Source organism: Enterocloster aldenensis (genome assembly GCF_003434055.1).
Taxonomy (GTDB): domain Bacteria; phylum Bacillota; class Clostridia; order Lachnospirales; family Lachnospiraceae; genus Enterocloster; species Enterocloster aldenensis.
The window spans coordinates 251,074-269,225 of sequence record NZ_QVEX01000006.1; the positions used below are offsets into that span (position 1 = coordinate 251,074).

Below are 18,152 nucleotides of genomic sequence, written 5' to 3' on the forward strand. Positions count from 1 at the left end.
TATATCCCCCATTCCGTAATAAAAGCGCCTTATACCAGGGCATCTGACAAAAAGCCATTTTCAGACACGCCCCACGGCGCTTTCATATATTACCATATTATCATATAAATAGCAATACCAACGGTTTACACCAATAAAGTACCGGTACATCCAACAAAGGGATGTACCGGCCATGAAAACCACTTCTGCTATCTCTGCCCCTTATCATAGGGCACGCCGGATGCCCGGGGCGCCTGGGAATTTCTGGAAGTGAATATGAGCACGATCAGGGTTGCCAGATAGGGGATCATCTTATACACATAACTTGGTATTCCCGTGGCAGCAAGGAAGGGGATACCGGAATAAGCCGCCGCCACTGCCTTCATAAGGCCGAAGAACAGGGATGCCCACATGATCCTCACCGGCTTCCACTGTCCGAATATAAGCACGGCCAATGCCAGGAAACCATATCCTGCCACATCCGCGTTAAAGTTGGTGGAGGTCGGGACCACGAACACCAGGCCGCCCAGACCGCCCAGCACACCGGATATGAGAACTCCCGCATACTGCATCCTGTACACATTGATTCCCGCCGCGTCCGCTGCCTGGGGATGTTCGCCGCAGGAACGCAGGCGCAGCCCAAACCTGGTACGGTACAGCACAAGGGTTGAAGCAATCAGGATCAGGATACCCAGATAGGTGGTGATATAGGTATTCTGGAACAGCAGCGGTCCCAAGAACGGAATCTTTCCAAGGACAGGCACTGATTCAATACGGAATGTATTATTGAACTGTATCTGCTGGACTCCCTGGATGACCCTTGCCACAAAGATGGCAAATGCAGGCGCAAACATATTAAGCGCCGTGCCGCTGATGGTCTGGTTGGCCTTCATATTGATGGACGCGTATGCGTGGAAAAAGGCAAAGGCCGCGCCTGTGGCCGTTGAAATCAGGATGGCCAGGGCCAGCTGGAACTGTCCGCCCATCTTTCCTCCGGTCATGTTTAAGAACAGGATTCCCGTAAATGCCCCCATGGTCATGATGCCTTCCAGGGCAATGTTCACAACGCCGCTGCGCTCGGAGAACATGCCGCCCAGCGCCACAATCATCAGGGGGATGGTAAACAGCATGGTCTGCTGGAAAATAAAGTATACGACACTCATGACTGGCCGCCTCCTTTCTCCCTGTTCTTATTCACACGGGTCAGGATGGTCTTCACAATCAATGCAAAGGCGCTGAAATAAATAATTACCGCAACAATGATATCAATGATTTCCGTGGAAAATTCAAAAAGCTGCAGATAAAATCCTCCTGCTGTCAGGTAGGCGATGAAAATACCGGAAAACAGTACGCCGATGGGATGGCTCAGTCCCAGAAGGGCCACGGAAATCCCCGTGAATCCTTCGGACGCCAGCACATCCTTGATTTCAATATGCTTCCCTGTCCCGGCCAGGTATAAAAGCCCGCCCGCCATGCCGGCTATGGCGCCTGCAATCACCATGCTCATGATGATGCTTTTCTTCTCATTAATTCCAGCATACTTACTGGCATCCCGGTTAAAACCTACCGCCTTCAGTTCATATCCGAAGGTGGTCTTATTAAGGATGACCCAGATAAGGATTACGGTTGCAATGGCAATCAGGATCCCTCCGTTCACACTGGATTCAGGGAACAGGCGGTCCATGCCCATCTTTGGGATCTGGGCCGTGGAAGCCACATTCCTGGATTCATTCCTCAAGTTATTAAACAGGGGCTTATAACTCTTTACGATCCAGTTAACCATATACATGCCGATGTAGTTCATCATGATGGAGGCAATGACTTCATTTACATTAAAGTATGCCTTTAAAAGGCCCGGAACCATGCCCCAGAGCGCACCCCCAAGGACCGCTGCCAGAAGGGCCGCCGCCCAGTGGACGGGGCCCAGCCCCTTCCACATGATGCCCACATAGACCGCTGCAAAGGCACCCACAATGAACTGCCCCGGCGTGCCGATATTGAACAGCCCTGTCTTAAACGCAAACCCCACGGAAAGGCCCGTAAGGATAATGGGCGTGGCATAATAAAACACCTGTCCCACGCCCTTTAAGCCATGGGTTAATGCGCCGGTCAGGATGGTGATGAATCCCGGCACTGCCTGGGAAGGATTGCTTAAAAGCAGGATGACGAATCCCACCAGCAATCCGATGATAATGGCAAATACAGAGGACAATACCCCCACATAATCGCGCCTTTTCTGTGTCCTTGGCCTGCTCATCATACATCACCTGCCTTTCCCGGCGTGCCCTGTCCCTCTGTGCCATCCCCGGCCGCCATGTCCTGCCGTTTGGATCCGGCCATGTAAAGCCCCAGTTCCTGGACCGTGACCTCACCCGGATCCAGGTCTGCCACGATCCCGCCTTCAAACATCACAAGGATACGGTCGCTTAAGTTCATGACCTCATCCAGTTCCAGGGATATCAGGAGGATGGCAGCGCCCTCATCCCGCTGCTTCACAAGCACCTGGTGGATATATTCGATGGCGCCCACATCCAGTCCCCTGGTTGGCTGCACTGCCAGAAGGATATCATGCTCCCTGGAGATTTCCCTTGCCACGATTGCCTTCTGCTGGTTTCCGCCGGACATGCTGCGCGTAACCGTATCCGCCCCTTCTCCGCTCCGGATATCGAAATCTCCAATCAGCCGGTCCGCATATCTGTATATCTCATCATCCTGGAGGAAACCGGCCTTCTGGAACCCAGGTTCAAAGTACTGCTGCAGGACCAGGTTGTATGCCAGGTTATAATCCAGCACCAGCCCGTGTTTGTGCCTGTCCTCAGGGATATGGCTGAGACCGCCCGTGTTCCTGTGCCGTATGCTCTTCTTCGTCACATCCTCACCGTTTAACAGGATCCGGCCCTTAGCCGCTTCACCAAGCCCGGTGATGGCATGGACCAGTTCGGTCTGCCCGTTGCCGTCAATTCCCGCAATGCACACAATCTCACCGCTGCGCACCTCAAAGCTTACATCGTTGACCAGCAGCTTGGTATGACCCTCTATGTGGGACTGTACCGATACGTGCTCCACTTCCAGTATGGTCCTGCCAGGAGATGCAGGTGTCTTTTCCACCGTAAGGCTTACCTTGCGGCCCACCATCATCTCCGACATTTCCTCCTTTGAGATGGAGGACACATCCACGGTTCCTATATACTTACCGCGGCGCAGCACGGAACACCGGTCCGCCACCGCCTTGATTTCATCCAGCTTATGGGTGATGAACAGGATGGACTTGCCCTCGGCCACCAAGCTCCTCATGATCTGCATCAGCTCGTCAATCTCCTGCGGCGTCAACACGGCCGTGGGCTCGTCAAAAATCATGATTTCATTGTCCCGGTAAAGCATCTTGAGGATTTCCACCCTCTGCTGCATCCCCACCGTGATATCCTGGATCAGGGCGTCCGGGTCAATGTAAAGGCCATACCGCTCACTGAGCCCCACCACCTTTTTCCTCGCATCATCCATCTTTAAAAATCCATGCCTGACCGTCTCCATGCCCAGGACGATATTCTGCAGGACCGTAAAATTATGTACCAGCTTAAAATGCTGGTGTACCATGCCGATGCCCAGGGCATTGGCATCCAGGGGGCCTTTAATCTTCACTTCCTGTCCCCTGACTTTAATCACACCCTTTTCCGGCTGGTAAAGCCCGAACAGCACGCTCATCAGCGTGGACTTACCTGCTCCGTTCTCTCCCAGCAGGGCGTGGATTTCCCCCTTCTTAAGCTGAAGGGTAATATTGTCGTTGGCTATAATACCGGGAAATTCCTTTGTGATGCCCAGCATCTCAATAATATAATCATTCATGCGGTTCCCCCTCGCAGCAAACCAGCCTGTGCGGCCTGCCTTCACCGCCCGGCGGGATGAAGGCCTGAAAATACAGCAGGGCGCCGTTGTCATCCGGCACCCTGCGTGTCAATGAAGCTTCAGCCGCCCCTGCTACTCTACATATGTGACTTTGGTGTTGGTCAACCCGGTCAGGTCCTTGGTCGGGTCATTGTTGTCCTCTGAGAACTGTACCAGTGTTATCTCCCCGTCAGCCAGTTTCTTATATATGGCGTCATACTGTTCCTGTGAGAACTTCCCGAACTTGGAGGTTTCCATGGGAAGCCCGACGCCGTTATTCTCAACCGTGAACACGGAAGTCTTGCCGCCCGGGAACTTGCCGTCGTAGAAATCCTTTACCCCGTCATATACGGAGTTGGAAAGCAGCTTCATGGCAGAGGTGATGACCGTGTCGGATTCACTGCTCTGGTCAACGTCCACGCCAATGGTTTTAGCATTCTTCTCCTGGGCCGCCGCCATCACGGAATTGCCCACGGCGCCGCCGCAGCCGAAGATGACCTCAGTACCGTTCTGATACCAGGAAGCAGCCATGGACTGTGCCTCCGGTGTGGCTGCAAAGCCGCCGGTATAGTTATACATGACCTCCACGCCCGTGACGCCGTCTTCCTCAGCAGCAAACTCAGCGCCCTGGACAAATCCGTATCCAAAGCGGATAACGGCCGGAACCGCCATTCCGCCCATGAAGCCCAGCTTTGTATATCCGTCCTTCACAGCCGCATAACCGGCCAGGAAACCGGCCTGGTCCTCCTGGAACAGGATGGGCATTACATTGCTGCCTGTCTTGTAATTGTATTCCGCATCATGAGGCTCCCCGTCCAACAGGATGAAATGGATGTCAGGATACTTATCCTGGGCAATGTAAATCGGCTCCTCAAACAGGAAGCCCGGGCATACCACCAGTTTCGCACCGCCCTCTATGGCCAGTCCGATGGTCTCCAGATAGGCGTCCGTGGTGCCTTCCTGGGGCTGGTAATACTTATATGTGATACTGTTCTCTTCCGCATACTTCTTAAGGCCTTCCCAGGCTCCCTGGTTAAAGGACTTATCGTCAATGGTGCCAAGGTCGGTGACCAGGGCCAGCTCATATCCGCCTGACTGGGACGCGGCAGCCTCAGTGGACTCCCCGCCCTCTGTCTTGCCCTCATCCTTACTCTCGGCAGCAGGCGCCTCTGTCCCTGCAGGCGCTTGTGCCGGCTCTGTCTTCGCCGAACCGCCGCATGCTGTCAGGGAACCGGCCATTACTGCTGCCAGCGCCATTGCCAATATTCTTTTTTTCATAAGATTGATTCCTCCTCTTCGCTTAGAAATGAATAGTGTCCAAGTACATTTCTAATGTACCATAAATCACAAATCATTGCAATATTTTAAGGAATTATTTGTAAATTATGCCGAACCTGTTGAAAAATGCACACCCCTGCCCCAATGTCCCTTACAGGTCAAACAGGGACAGCTGGTTGGAGCGGGGCAGGTCCTTTAACAGCCCCATATCCGCCATCAGGGTGCACAGGGTGCCGTTTACCTTGGCCCTGCTGCTGAAATCCTCAATGGAAAGGAAAATGCCGTCCTTTACCGCATCCACAACCGCGTCCGCCGCCTTTTCGCCCAGTCCGTCAATGCTGCTGAGGGACGGCATCAGCTTGCCGTCTATGATCTGGAAATGCCTTGCCTTGGCCTTGTATATATCCAGCGGCACGAAATCATACCCCCTTGCATACATTTCCTGGACAATACGCATGTCCCTCAGGGTATCCTGCTCCTTTTTGGAAAGGGTATCTGCCCGTTTCTTATAATCAGCCAGATAATATTCCAGCTTATCCCTGCCCTGGCACATGATTTCATAGGAAAATGCGCTGGCGCGGATACTGAAGAACGCAGCATAATAGGCCAGGGGGTAAAATATCTTACAATACGCAATACGCCACGCCATCATTACATAGGCAGCCGCATGGGCCTTGGGGAACATGTATTTGATTTTCTTGCAGGACCAGATATACCAGTCCGGTACGCCGTGGGACGTCATCTCCTCCTCCCACTCAGGCTTCAGCCCCTTGCCCTTACGGACGCTCTCCATGATGGTAAAGGACAGGCCCTCCTCCAGGCCCTGGGCAATCAGGTAAACCATAATATCGTCCCTGGTACAGATTGCTGTCTGGATGGTGGCTTTTCCTTCCTGGATCAGGGTCTGGGCATTGCCCAGCCATACGTCCGTACCATGTGCAAGTCCGGCAATACGCACCAGATCCGAAAAGTACTTGGGCTTGGTGTCCAGAAGCATCTGCATGGCAAAATCCGTGCCGAACTCAGGTACGCCAAGGGCTCCCAGTGGACAGCCCCCTATGTCGTCCGGCACGATCCCAAGGGCCGAGGTATCCTGGAACAGGCTCATGACCTCCCGGCTGTCCAGAGGGATATCCTTAACCGGATCAATGCCGATCAGGTCCTGGAGCATACGTATCATGGTAGGATCATCGTGCCCCAGGATATCCAGCTTCAGCAGGTTGTGGTCAATGGAATGGTAGTCAAAGTGGGTGGTCACCGTGGAGGTGGCCATATCATTGGCCGGGTGCTGTACCGGGGTAAAGGAATAGATTTCCTCGCCCAGGGGAAGTACGATAATACCGCCCGGGTGCTGTCCCGTGGTGCGGCGCACGCCCACGCAGCCCTGCACGATCCGGTTGATCTCGCAATTGCGCTTCCTTGTCCCCCGCTCCTCATAATACTTCTTCACATAACCGAAAGCCGTCTTATCCGCCAGTGTGCCGATGGTGCCGGCACGGAAGGTCTGCCCCTTTCCAAAAATGACCTCGGTGTAATCGTGGGCCTTACTCTGATATTCACCGGAGAAGTTAAGGTCGATATCCGGCTCCTTATCCCCCTTAAATCCAAGGAAGGTCTCAAAGGGAATATCAAACCCGTCCTTTTCAAGGGGTGTACCGCACACGGGACAGGACTTATCCGGCATATCGCAGCCCGCCATGCCGGAAAACTTCCTTACCTCCTCGGAATCAAAATCATAATAACGGCAGTTGGGACAGTGATAATGGGGGCTTAAGGGATTTACCTCCGTGATACCTGACATGGTTGCCACAAAGGAGGAGCCAACGGAACCACGGGAACCAACCAGGTAACCGTCCTCATTGGACTTCCACACCAGCTTCTGGGCAATGATATACATAACCGCGAACCCGTTGGTGATGATGGAGTGCAGTTCCCGTTCCAGACGGTCCACAACAATCTTTGGCAGGTCCTCGCCGTACATCTCATGGGCCCTGTCATAACAGATCTTGGTCAGTGTCTTATCCGAGTCCTCAATCACCGGGGGGCACTTGTCCGGGCGCACCGGCGCGATTTTCTCACACATGTCCGCAATCTTCCTGGTATTGGTCACAACCACCTCATGGGCCTTGTCCGGACCCAGATAGGAGAACTCCTTTAACATCTCCTCCGTGGTCCGCAGATACAGGGGCGCCTGGTCATCGGAGTCCTTAAAGCCCTGTCCTGCCATGATGATCCTGCGGTACACCTCGTCCTGGGGATCCAGGAAATGCACGTCGCAGGTAGCGCATACCAGCTTATTAAACTGCATGCCAAGTTCAACAATCCTCTTATTGATTTCTATCAGGTCGTCTTCCGACTTCACCGTGCTCTTCTCGTCCCTGAGCATGAAGGAGTTGTTGCCAAGAGGCTGTATCTCCAGATAATCGTAGAAATTCACAAGCCGTGCAATCTCAGCGTCCGGCGCGCCGCGCAGCAGCGCCTGGTACAGTTCCCCGGCCTCGCAGGCAGAGCCGATGATCAGGCCTTCCCGGTACTTATCAAGGATACTCTTGGGGATCCTGGGCCTTCTGGCATAATATTCCAGGTGGGACCAGCTCACCAGACGGTAGAGGTTGACACGTCCGATATCATTCTTGGCAAGGATGATTACATGGTAGGTGGGCAGCTTGCGGATGGTATTGGTATCCATTGTGCTCATTCCGTTAAGGCCCTCCAGGTCGGAAATGCCCCTGTCCCTGAGCATCCGGACAAACGCGGCGAATATCTCAGCCGTTGCCCCTGCATCATCCACTGCCCTGTGATGGTTAGCCAGGGAGATATTAAGCGCCTTAGCCACCGTATCCAGCTTAAAACGGTTCAGGTTGGGAAGGAGAAGCCTTGCAATGGTCACGGTATCCAGTACCGTGGGATTGAAAGGCAGTCCCTGTTCCTCTGCAAAATGGCTGATGAATCCCACATCAAAGCTGGCATTATGGGCTACAAGGACAGCATCCCCCACAAAATCTAAAAACCGCGGCAGGATTACATTGATTTTTGGGTATGGCAGCACCATGGAATCATTGATGCCGGTCAGCTTCTCTATGTCAAAGGGGATAGGTACATCCGGATTAACAAAGGAGGAAAAACGGTCTGTTATCTTTCCGTCCGTCACCTTCACGGCGCCTATCTCGATGATTTTGTTCTTCTTAGGGCTGAAACCAGTGGTCTCTATATCAAACACCACAAAGGTATCCTCAAAACCCTGTCCCCCCGGATTCTCCACCAGCTGCTTTGTATCATCCACCAGGTAACCTTCCACCCCGTATATGATTTTAAACGTGTCCCCCTTGTCCAGGGCATGGTTGGCGTCCGGGAAGGCCTGGACGCAGCCATGGTCCGTCACCGCAATGGCCGGCATGCCCCACTGCTTGGCCCTTTTAATGATGCTCTTGACCTCGGATACGCCATCCATATCACTCATCTTGGTATGGCAGTGCAGCTCGATTCTCTTATCCAGGCTGCTGTCCATGCGCTTGCTGGTAAAATCATCGGTTTTTTTGATTCCCACAATGGAACCAAGGGTCAGCTCCCCGTCAAACTTGTCGATGGTGGTCACGCCCTTGACCCGGATGAAGATACCGGGGCTGATAACCGCCTTTACCTCGTCAAAAAGCTCGGGACGTATGAACATCTTCACGGTTATGGTATCCGTAAAGTCGCTGACATCAAAGGTCAGGATGAACTTGCCGCTGCGCAGTTCCCTGTTCTCACAGGTCAGCACCTTACCCCTAAGGGTCACTTCCCCAATCTCCCCGTCAATCTTCTCAATCTCCATGGGCTCGTCTTCAAAGTCACGTCCATATAGGACATCCGGGTTATTGGAACGTTTGACCGAATATTTCTTATCCTCGCCAAACCCGCTGTCCCTGTCCTTGCCCCAGCCCTTCCGGCCCTTGTTAAGCTGCGGCTTATCCTTTTGTCCGCCTGCCTGCTTAAGACCGGACGCCTGGCCGGCGCCTTTTGATGAAGTTTTGTCCAGGCCTGCCGCCTGGTCCCCAAAACCTCCATCCGTTCCAATCCCGCCGCCGGATGCCTGGGCCATAAGCATGTCCCATGGAGCTGCTTCAGAAGGGCCGGATCCGGAATCCATGAAGGCGCTGTCTCCCTGTCCCCCGTTTCCCTGGCCCCTGTTTCCATTTCCCTGGACCAGTTCCTGGCCTTCCAGGCCTTCGGTTGAAAAGGAACCGCCCATGGCAGCCAGCTCCTCCTTGTGGTTCTGCCAGTAGATGGCCTGCGCCTCCCGCTCCATCTTAAGTTCAATCTGCCTTCTGCGGTCATTGCCCTGGGGCGGTATAAAGGTAAATCCCACCTCCACAGGAAGGCCGCAGCGCTCTGTAAACACCTTCTCAATGACGCGCTTAAGCTCCCCTGTCCTGTCCCGGTTCACCATGGTATCCTCCACGGACAGGACCATCCGGTCTTCCTTGTCAAAGTTGATTTCAGCCTTACGGAACATGGTGTACTCAATGATGCTGTAGTTCTTAAGTTCCAGCAGCAGGCTCTCCTTATACATATCCAGCAGCTTTTGGGGGGTATACTGGTCTGAGAGCCTGTATTTTTCCTGAATCTTAATGCTCACCTGCTTGTCCGGGAACAGCTGGTCCTTTATCCCCTTTTCCAAATCATAGATATTCTGTTTATGTATGAGCCTGGGGCTCTTCAGATAAATGCGGATAGAGCTTCTATCCCTGGTGGTGGTCACCTTTTCCACCTGTACCAGACCTAAAAGCTCTTTTAAGGGTTCCGCAATATTTAAAGTTGGAAATACTTCCAGAAAACATTTTGCCATATATCCCTGCTTCTTTCTATAACTTAAGGTGTGTTTAAACCTTAAACCTGTTTCTGCATGGCTTCCAGTTCCGCGCGCAGCACGGCCAGCAGATCTTCCTCCGGCACCTTGCGTATGATTTCGCCTTTTTTTATCAAAAGGCCTTCCCCCACGCCGCCTGCGATTCCGATATCTGCCTCCTTTGCCTCACCTGGGCCATTGACCACACATCCCATGACAGCCACCTTCACATCCAGGCCGTCAAACTCCGATACCATGGTTTCCACCTGGTTTGCAAGCCCAATCAGGTCAATGCGGGTCCTTCCGCAGGTCGGGCAGGATACCACCTCAATACCGCCTTTTCTCAGCCCCAGGGTGCCAAGGATCAGCTTTGCCGTCTTAACCTCCTCCGCCGGATCTCCGGTCAGGGATACGCGGATGGTGTCCCCAATGCCCTGGTGCAGGATGATTCCCAGCCCAACGGAAGACTTGATATTGCCTGAATAAAGGGTTCCTGCCTCCGTGATTCCCACATGGAGGGGATATCTGGTCCTGGCCGCAATCAGCTCATGGGCCTTGACACACATCATCACATCCGAGGACTTGATGCTGATGACCAGGTTGTCATATCCCATATCCTCTATTAACCTTACCTTATCAAGGGCGCTTTCCACAATCCCCTCTGCTGTCACGCCGCCGTACTTTTCCAACAGCGGCTTTTCAAGGGAACCGCTGTTTACCCCCACACGGATGGGGATATCCCGCGCCTTTGCCTCGTCCACCACTGCCTTTACCTTATGATGGTCGCCGATATTGCCGGGGTTGATGCGGATTTTGTCGGCCCCATGTTCCATGGCCCCTATGGCCAGGCGGTAATCAAAATGGATATCCGCCACCAAAGGGATGTGTATCTCCTTTTTTATGCCGGAAAGGGCAATGGCTGCTTCCATAGTGGGCACCGCCACCCGGATGATGTCGCAGCCCGCCTGTTCCAGGCGGTGGATCTGCTCCACCGTTGCCCTTACATCCTCTGTTTTTGTATTGCACATGGATTGGATCAGGATGGGATTCCCGCCGCCAATGACACGGTCCCCAATCCGTATTGTCTTTGTATGGTTCCGATACATGTCTCTCTCTCCCTTTTGCATTTCTGTCAGAACAGCTTCCTCACATCGTTAAACAGGATAAGCACCATAAGGGCCAGCAACAGCATCATTCCGGCCATATGGACCATGCCCTCCTTTTCCTTGTCAATGGGTTTGCCCCTCACGGCTTCTATGATAAGGAATACAAGGCGCCCCCCGTCCAGCGCAGGTATGGGAAGAAGGTTCATCACTCCCAGGTTGGCGCTGAGCAGCACAATCAGCTGCACCACCATAAGGATTATGGCCATTGCGCCAGCTGGCGCCACCGCATCCACTGTCCGGTCAATCTCCACCACGATTCCCACCGGACCGCTGATATCGTTCAGGCTTACCATGCCCCGGACCATCATGGACAGGGTATCAAATACATATTGTATCTGGAACCGCACCTGATACAGGCCCTGCACCAGCAGTTCGGTTGGATTCTGCACTGCTTTTGGCATTGCATCAAATGCCACGCCAATGACATAGCTGCCGCTGTCCTTGGAATAAACCGGCGAAATCCTGGCGCTGTAGGAGTCCTGCTTACCTGAAGGGTCCGTTCTGTGCCATGTCAGATCCAGGTCCTTTTGAGGGTGGGTAAACAGATAGGCCTTGAATTCGTCAAAGGAATGGACCTTCCTTCCATTGACGGATGTTATCACATCCCCGGCCTGAAGCCCTGCCAGCTGGGCCGGATATCCCTCGGTCACGCTGAGGAGTTTTGTGGTATTGTACCCCAGCGCGCCCACCAGGACCAGGGACAGGATGAATGCAAGAAGGAAATTAAACACAGGCCCTGCCGCCACCACGGAAATCCTGGCCCACACGGACTTGTTATTAAATGCATGTTCATCCGAATCATTCTCATCCTCTCCCAGCATCATACAGGAACCGCCAAATGGCAGCGCCTTAAATGAATACCTGGTGCCGCCTTTTTCACAGCTCCAGATCCTGGGCCCCATCCCCAGTGAAAATTCAATCACACCAATTCCGTTCAGCTTTGCAAATAAAAAATGGCCAAATTCGTGAATCATGATAATGATTCCCAGCATCAGCACCGCTATAATCAGACTCATCCGGCAATAACCTTTCTGTCTTAATCTCTGTTTTTATATTCTATGCGTTCCATTTGTCCTTTATAAACCCATATGTCTCCTGTTCTGCTTTCAGGATTCCCGCCACATCCGGATCAGCCTGCACCTTATGGCACGCCATGGCTTCCCCGATGATGTCCACGATATCCAGATACCCGATCCTGCCATTTAAGAACAGGGAAACCGCCATCTCATTGGCGGCATTGAATACAGTGGGCATGGAGCCGCCCTGCCTTCCGGCCTCATAGGCCAGTTTAAGTCCGCGGAAATTCTCCATGTCCGGGACTGAGAATTCAATCTGCCTGAGTTTTGTGAAATCCAGCCTGCCGCCCGGAAGCCTGCGCCGCTGCGGATAATAGAGGGCATACTGGATAGGGAGCTTCATATCCGGGGTCCCGAGCTGGGCAATCACTGCCCCGTCCTCAAACTCCACCATGGAATGGATGACGCTGGTGGGCTGTACCACCACCTGCACCTGGTCAATCCCCACACCAAAAAGCCAGCGGGCTTCCATGACCTCCAGCCCCTTGTTGACCATGGTTGAGGAGTCAATGGTAATCTTATGGCCCATGGACCAGTTGGGGTGTTTTAAGGCGTCCTCCACCTTTACCCCGGCCATCTGCTCCCTGGTCCGGCCCCGGAAAGGACCGCCGGAAGCAGTGAGGAGGATTTTGTGGACAGGATTGTCCGCCGCGCCCTGAAGGCATTGGAAAATGGCGGAATGCTCTGAGTCCACCGGAAGGATCCTCACCCCGTTCTTCGCTGCCAGGGGCATGATGATATGGCCAGCCGTCACCAGGGTTTCCTTGTTGGCCAGCGCAATGTCCTTGCCGGCTTCCATGGCCGCAATGGTGGGACGGATTCCAATCATGCCCACCACGGCAGTGACCACCATGTCAGAAGAAGCCTCCGCCGCTGTTTCAATCAGGCCCTCCATGCCGCTTACCACCTTCACATCCAAATCCGCCACCAGGGTCCTGAGCTGGGCTGCCTTTTCCTCTTCCCACAGACAGGCCAGCTTTGGCCCAAACTCCCGTATCTGCTGCTCCATGAGACGGACATTGCTGCCGGCTGCCAGGGCTGTGACGCGCAGGTCCTGATTGTATCTTACAATTTCCAATGTCTGGGTGCCAATGGAACCTGTAGAACCCAGAATTGCAATATTCTTCATCATAACTTATATTCTCCCTATCCCGAAGAAATACTCTTCTTTCATCATTTATTTTAAAAATGTAAGGGCAAAATAAATGGCCGGCGCAGTAAATATCATGCTGTCAAACCGGTCCAGGATACCTCCGTGCCCGGGAATCAGACGGCCGTAGTCCTTAATTCCATGATTCCTCTTAATGGCGGACGCAGCCAGGTCCCCTATCTGGGAGATGACCGCCGCAATGGCGCACGCAGCGGTGCAGACCAGCTGAGGGTTCTCCACCCCGGACATATGGCTTGCGAACAGGGCCGCGTAAATAAATCCCAGGAGCGCAGCGCCCACAGCGCCGCCCACAGCGCCCTCAATGGATTTCTTGGGACTAAGGACAGGCGCCAGCTTATGGCGGCCCAGCAGCATGCCGCTGCAGTAAGCACATGTATCGCAGCCCCATGAGCTTAAGAAAATCAGCCAGACAAGATAGGCCCCGTCATTCATGACCCTTGTCTGGTAAAGGAAGGACAGCATCACAGGCACATAACACACGCCGAAAAATGCAGCCGTCACTTCTTCTGTCTTATACTTTGGAAATGTAAACACATAGAGCGCCATCATCACCATAAGGGAAGCAATGATCATCAGCGTGATATACTTCTGTCCCTCAAACCACAGGATTCCGTAATAGGAACATGCGGTGGCATATCCTACGGCTGCCAGGGACTTGCGCTCTATGCCCAGAACCCGGTACAATTCAAACAGGCCTATGGCGGAAATCAGCGCCGTGACGCCAAACAGCAGGACGCCTCCCTGTCCGACAACCACAACGGACAGAAGCACCAGTATGATTCCGCTTATCAATCGGGTCGTAAACATGGCCCTCTCCTTTCCCACATCCCAATCCATCTTCGCACAAGGCATTCCTTAACAGGTGCCTAAGGTCAGCACCCCTGCAAACATGGACTGCTTACTTTACCGTACCGAACCGCCGGTCTCTTTTATTATACTGCACAATCGCTTTTTCTAATTCCTCCTGATTGAAATCAGGCCACAGACAGTCAGTGACAACAATCTCCGTGTAGGCCAGCTGCCACAGAAGGTAATTGGACAGCCTAAGCTCCCCGCTGGTACGGATTAAAAGGTCCGGATCCGGCATACCGGCTGTATCCAGATAGGAGGAAAAAAGGGACTCGTCAATCTGATCCGCATCCACTTTGCCATGGACGCAGTCCTTGGCAAGCCGGGCTGCCGCCCTGCGTATCTCGTCCCGTCCGCCATAATTCACCGCAATCACGAAGGTCAGGCCCGTATTATCCGCAGTCTCCCTCTCCAGACGGTTGATCCCTTCTATGATATCAGGGGCAAACCTGCTTCTGTCGCCAATCATCCTGACACGCACATTATTGGCAGATGCAATCTTCAGGAGACGCACCATGTAATACCGGAAAAGCTGCATCAATGCCCCCACCTCTTCGGCGGAGCGCTTCCAGTTCTCCGTGGAAAAGCCGTACACGGTCAGATAGCGGATTCCCATCCTTGCAGCTATCTCAACCGTCTTTTCCACCGTGACGCAGCCCTCCTTGTGTCCCATGGTCCGGGGAAGTCCCCGTTTTTTCGCCCATCTTCCATTGCCGTCCAGTATGAGGGCCACATGCCCCGGTATCACCATATTCTCATCTAATGCCATGCTTATCCGCCTTTCCTATGTAATCTTACGCAGTTCCTGCCGGTCCTGCCTTTCATTTGATGCAGTCATCCGCCGGCTGCAGCCGGCTGCCCATAACATACAACAAGAGGCAGGAGTCCCTCCTGCCCCCTGTATTCACTTATATGGATTAAACTGTCATGATTTCCTTTGTCTTCTCTTCAACAGCCTTGTCTACTTTCTCCACCATCTTGTCGGTCAGCTTCTGCATCTTCTCAGTTGCTTCCTTCAGGTCATCCTCCGACATCTCCCCTGCCTTCTCCGCTTTCTTGAAAGCTTCATTGGCATCGCGGCGGATATTGCGCAGTGCTACCTTGGCGCCCTCGCCCTTTTTCTTCACATCCTTGGAAACTTCTTTTCTGCGCTCCTCTGTCATCTCAGGGAACACAAGGCGGATGCAGTTGCCGTCATTGGTCGGGTTGATTCCAAGTTCCGAAGTCAGGATAGCCTTCTCAATGGGTTTTAAGAGGCTCTTTTCCCACGGCTGGATCACAATCATGCGGGCCTCGGGAACAGAGACATTGCCCACCTGCTGAAGAGGGGTCGGAGTACCGTAATAGTCTACCTTGATCTTATCCAGCACATGGGGATTGGCGCGTCCTGCCCGGATGGTCCCGAAGTCGGATAACAGCACATCCAGCGTCTTATTCATCTTGTCCTCATAAATTTTCAGTTCTTCCATAAGTTCCTCCTGTTAATGCAGCCTTGGCAGCTGCTTAATATGGTTCCTTCCCGCTTTCAAATCCTGTTTTTAAAAATATTTTACAATCCTAAGCCGTTACAATGGTGCCGTTGATACGCCCCTGCATTGCATTGGCAATCCCGTCCTGTTCATTAAGGCTGAATACCGCCATGGGCATCCTGTGCTCCATGCACATGATGGATGCCGTAAGGTCCACCACGGCCAGCTGCCTGTCAATCACTTCCTGGATGGTGATGGTATCGTACTTCCTGGCCTGGGGATTAATCTTCGGGTCACTGTCATAAACCCCGTCAATGGCCTTGGCCAGAAGGATACAGTCAGCATCCATCTCTATCGCCCTCAGCGCAATGCCGGTATCCGTTGAAAAATACGGATGGCCTGTCCCGCCTGCAAAGAATACCACCATGCCCTTCTCAAAGTACTTATTGGCCCTGTCCTTGGAGAACAGTTTTGTCATGGAACCGCACTCAAAGGGTGTGAGGATCTGTGTCATCATCCCGGCTCCCCGGAATATCTCCGACACATAGATGCAGTTCATCACCGTGGCCAGCATTCCAATCTGGTCCGCCTTAGTCCGGTCAATGGCCTCGCTGGTACGTCCCCTCCAGAAATTGCCCCCGCCAATCACAATACCCACCTGTATACCTGCGTCTACAGAGAGCTTAACCTGCCTGGCAACTTCCTTAACCGTCTCTTCATCAAAACCGGTTTTTTTAGGGCCGGCCAGGGCCTCTCCGCTTAATTTCAAAAACACGCGATTCATCTTCATAAAGCCTTTTCTCCTTGTTGCAATATCTGTCGCTATTATAACATAGTTAGGTCAATTTGCAAAGAAAAAGAAATTATTTCTGTTTTTTTCCTTTTCGTCTCACATTTCACAAATAAAAATTGAGATTTTCTGGCTTTTATATTATAATGGAAGAAATGCAATTACAGGCAGCCTGCTGTCTGTGAATCAAAAAGGAGGAAACAATCATGGGTTTGTTTCAGCACAAAAAAGAGAAAAACACGGCAGAACTGCCGCCCGCACCACCTGCATTCACTCCTGCGGAGCCATCCGGGGATGGAAGGGCCCTCTGCCTCCAAAGGCTGGAAGAAACGTTAAGCACCCCCTCTTCCAAGGGTGTTGTCCTGAAACTTTATCTGGAGAACTTCAAAAGCCTGAACAAGTCCTTCGGTTACGAATACTGTGAAGAGCTGCTCTCCCAGATAAAGGGATACCTGGGAGAGGTGACCGAAGGTAACATATACCGCTACATAGGCGTCGAGTTCATCATCATCCTGGAGCAGTACAGCGAAGGCCAGGCTTCCGATCTGGCGGATGAGATACTGGGACGTTTTGAGAATGTATGGAAGATACGCGGCGTGGACTGCCTGTGTTCCGCACAGATCGGTCTCTGTTCCTATCCTGGCCATGCAGCTAATGTGGACGAGCTTCTTAAGCGCCTGGACCTTGCCGTTGCTTCTGCCGCTGAGTGCGGACCCAACCAGATGTCCGTGTATGACAGCAACATGCATACGCAGTTCGTGCGCCGCCAGTCCATTGCCATGTACCTGCAGACAGCGCTGGAGAAGCAAGAACTGGAAGTCCGCTACCGCCCCACCTACTGCCTGAAGGAAGGCCGGTTCACAAGGGCTGATTCCTACATGCGGATTTTCATTCAGGGAATCGGACTTGTAGGCGCTGCTGAATTCCTGCCCATTGCAGAAGACTCAGGGCAGATCCGCGCCATCGGATACTATGCCCTGGACCATGCGGGCAAGAGCATTGCGGACCTGCTGGCCTCAGGCAGTGAATTTGATTCCATCTGCATCCCGGTCTCCCCCATCCTTCTGGTACAGGAGGATTTCATAGACCAGGTGAAGCGTGTCATTGAGACCTACCGGATTCCGGAAGGCAAGCTGGCGCTGGAGGTGGACGACAGCGCACTGTCCAGTATCTACCTGAATGTGAACATCACCATGCAGGAACTGTACGACATGGGCGTGGAACTGGTCATGAACAACTTCGGTTCCGGCTGCGCACCTGTAACCAGCATCCTGGACCTTCCGGTCAATACCGTTAAGCTGGAGCGCATGTTCGTATGGCAGCTGGAAACCAATCCAAAGTCCGCATCCATTGCAGGCGGCCTGATTCAGATTGCCAAGGAACTGGGCATACATATCATTGCCGAGGGCGTGGAGACAGAGAACCAGCTGAATGCGCTGAACAGCTACGAATGTGAATACCAGCAGGGCTTCTACTACGCACCAACCATGGAATTCGACGTACTTAAAAAGGTGCTTGGAACCACGTTAGAGGAGTCACGGGTAACGATTGAGGAAGAAAAGCTGAAGATGAAGAGATAAGCAGGATAATGGATCCATTGTCAGGATGGAGCCAGGGTGCGGCGGAAAGCAATATTCCAGCCCCCCCCCCCCCCCCCCCCCCCC

The 18,152-nt window shown here is 53.0% G+C and carries 13 protein-coding genes; 1 reads left to right on the top strand and 12 read right to left on the bottom strand.

Features of this window, described 5'->3' with window-relative positions; all coding sequences use genetic code 11:
- Positions 1-188: 188 nt before the first annotated feature.
- The 12 genes from DWX59_RS14680 to pyrH all read right to left on the bottom strand — a co-directional run bounded on the left by DWX59_RS14680 (position 189) and on the right by pyrH (position 16,488).
- Complete coding sequence (locus tag DWX59_RS14680; protein ID WP_117559955.1) at positions 189-1,142, bottom strand: ABC transporter permease; 954 nt, start codon at positions 1,140-1,142, stop codon at positions 189-191.
- A complete protein-coding gene (locus DWX59_RS14685; protein ID WP_117559956.1) occupies positions 1,139-2,239 on the bottom strand; it encodes an ABC transporter permease in 1,101 nt (366 codons plus the stop codon). The genes DWX59_RS14680 and DWX59_RS14685 overlap by 4 nt, the downstream gene beginning before the upstream one ends.
- On the bottom strand, positions 2,236-3,822 hold the full coding sequence (locus DWX59_RS14690; protein WP_117559957.1) for an ABC transporter ATP-binding protein: 1,587 nt from the start codon (positions 3,820-3,822) through the stop codon (positions 2,236-2,238). Before DWX59_RS14690 ends, DWX59_RS14685 begins: the two co-directional genes overlap by 4 nt.
- A 132-nt stretch (positions 3,823-3,954) precedes the next feature.
- Complete coding sequence (locus DWX59_RS14695; protein WP_117559958.1) at positions 3,955-5,139, bottom strand: BMP family lipoprotein; 1,185 nt, start codon at positions 5,137-5,139, stop codon at positions 3,955-3,957.
- 151 nt (positions 5,140-5,290) lie between these two features.
- A complete protein-coding gene (locus tag DWX59_RS14700; protein WP_117559959.1) occupies positions 5,291-9,967 on the bottom strand; it encodes a PolC-type DNA polymerase III in 4,677 nt (1,558 codons plus the stop codon).
- Positions 9,968-10,008: 41 nt separating this feature from the next.
- The gene (gene ispG, locus DWX59_RS14705) at positions 10,009-11,094 is read right to left on the bottom strand and encodes a flavodoxin-dependent (E)-4-hydroxy-3-methylbut-2-enyl-diphosphate synthase (protein ID WP_268878111.1); all 1,086 of its coding nucleotides are present in this window, start codon (positions 11,092-11,094) and stop codon (positions 10,009-10,011) included.
- A 5-nt stretch (positions 11,095-11,099) separates the two neighbouring features.
- Positions 11,100-12,149, bottom strand: coding sequence for an RIP metalloprotease RseP (gene rseP / locus DWX59_RS14710; protein WP_117559961.1), 1,050 nt, complete (start codon positions 12,147-12,149; stop codon positions 11,100-11,102).
- Between the two features lie 40 nt (positions 12,150-12,189).
- A complete protein-coding gene (gene dxr, locus DWX59_RS14715) occupies positions 12,190-13,341 on the bottom strand; it encodes a 1-deoxy-D-xylulose-5-phosphate reductoisomerase (protein ID WP_177315904.1) in 1,152 nt (383 codons plus the stop codon).
- 45 nt (positions 13,342-13,386) lie between these two features.
- The gene (locus DWX59_RS14720; protein WP_117560065.1) at positions 13,387-14,187 is read right to left on the bottom strand and encodes a phosphatidate cytidylyltransferase; all 801 of its coding nucleotides are present in this window, start codon (positions 14,185-14,187) and stop codon (positions 13,387-13,389) included.
- 91 nt (positions 14,188-14,278) lie between these two features.
- Entirely contained in the window at positions 14,279-14,998 is a 720-nt protein-coding gene (locus DWX59_RS14725; RefSeq protein WP_117559962.1) for an undecaprenyl pyrophosphate synthase, read from the bottom strand.
- Positions 14,999-15,146: 148 nt separating this feature from the next.
- Positions 15,147-15,698: a ribosome recycling factor gene (gene frr / locus DWX59_RS14730; RefSeq protein ID WP_117559963.1), complete on the bottom strand. Its 552-nt coding sequence runs from the start codon at positions 15,696-15,698 to the stop codon at positions 15,147-15,149.
- A gap of 88 nt (positions 15,699-15,786) precedes the next feature.
- Positions 15,787-16,488, bottom strand: a complete 702-nt coding sequence (gene pyrH, locus DWX59_RS14735; protein WP_117559964.1) for a UMP kinase — start codon at positions 16,486-16,488, stop codon at positions 15,787-15,789.
- A 206-nt stretch (positions 16,489-16,694) separates the two neighbouring features.
- Here pyrH and DWX59_RS14740 point away from each other — a divergent pair, with 206 nt between their 5' ends.
- Positions 16,695-18,068, top strand: a complete 1,374-nt coding sequence (locus tag DWX59_RS14740) for a bifunctional diguanylate cyclase/phosphodiesterase (protein ID WP_117559965.1) — start codon at positions 16,695-16,697, stop codon at positions 18,066-18,068.
- Positions 18,069-18,152: the final 84 nt, after the last annotated feature.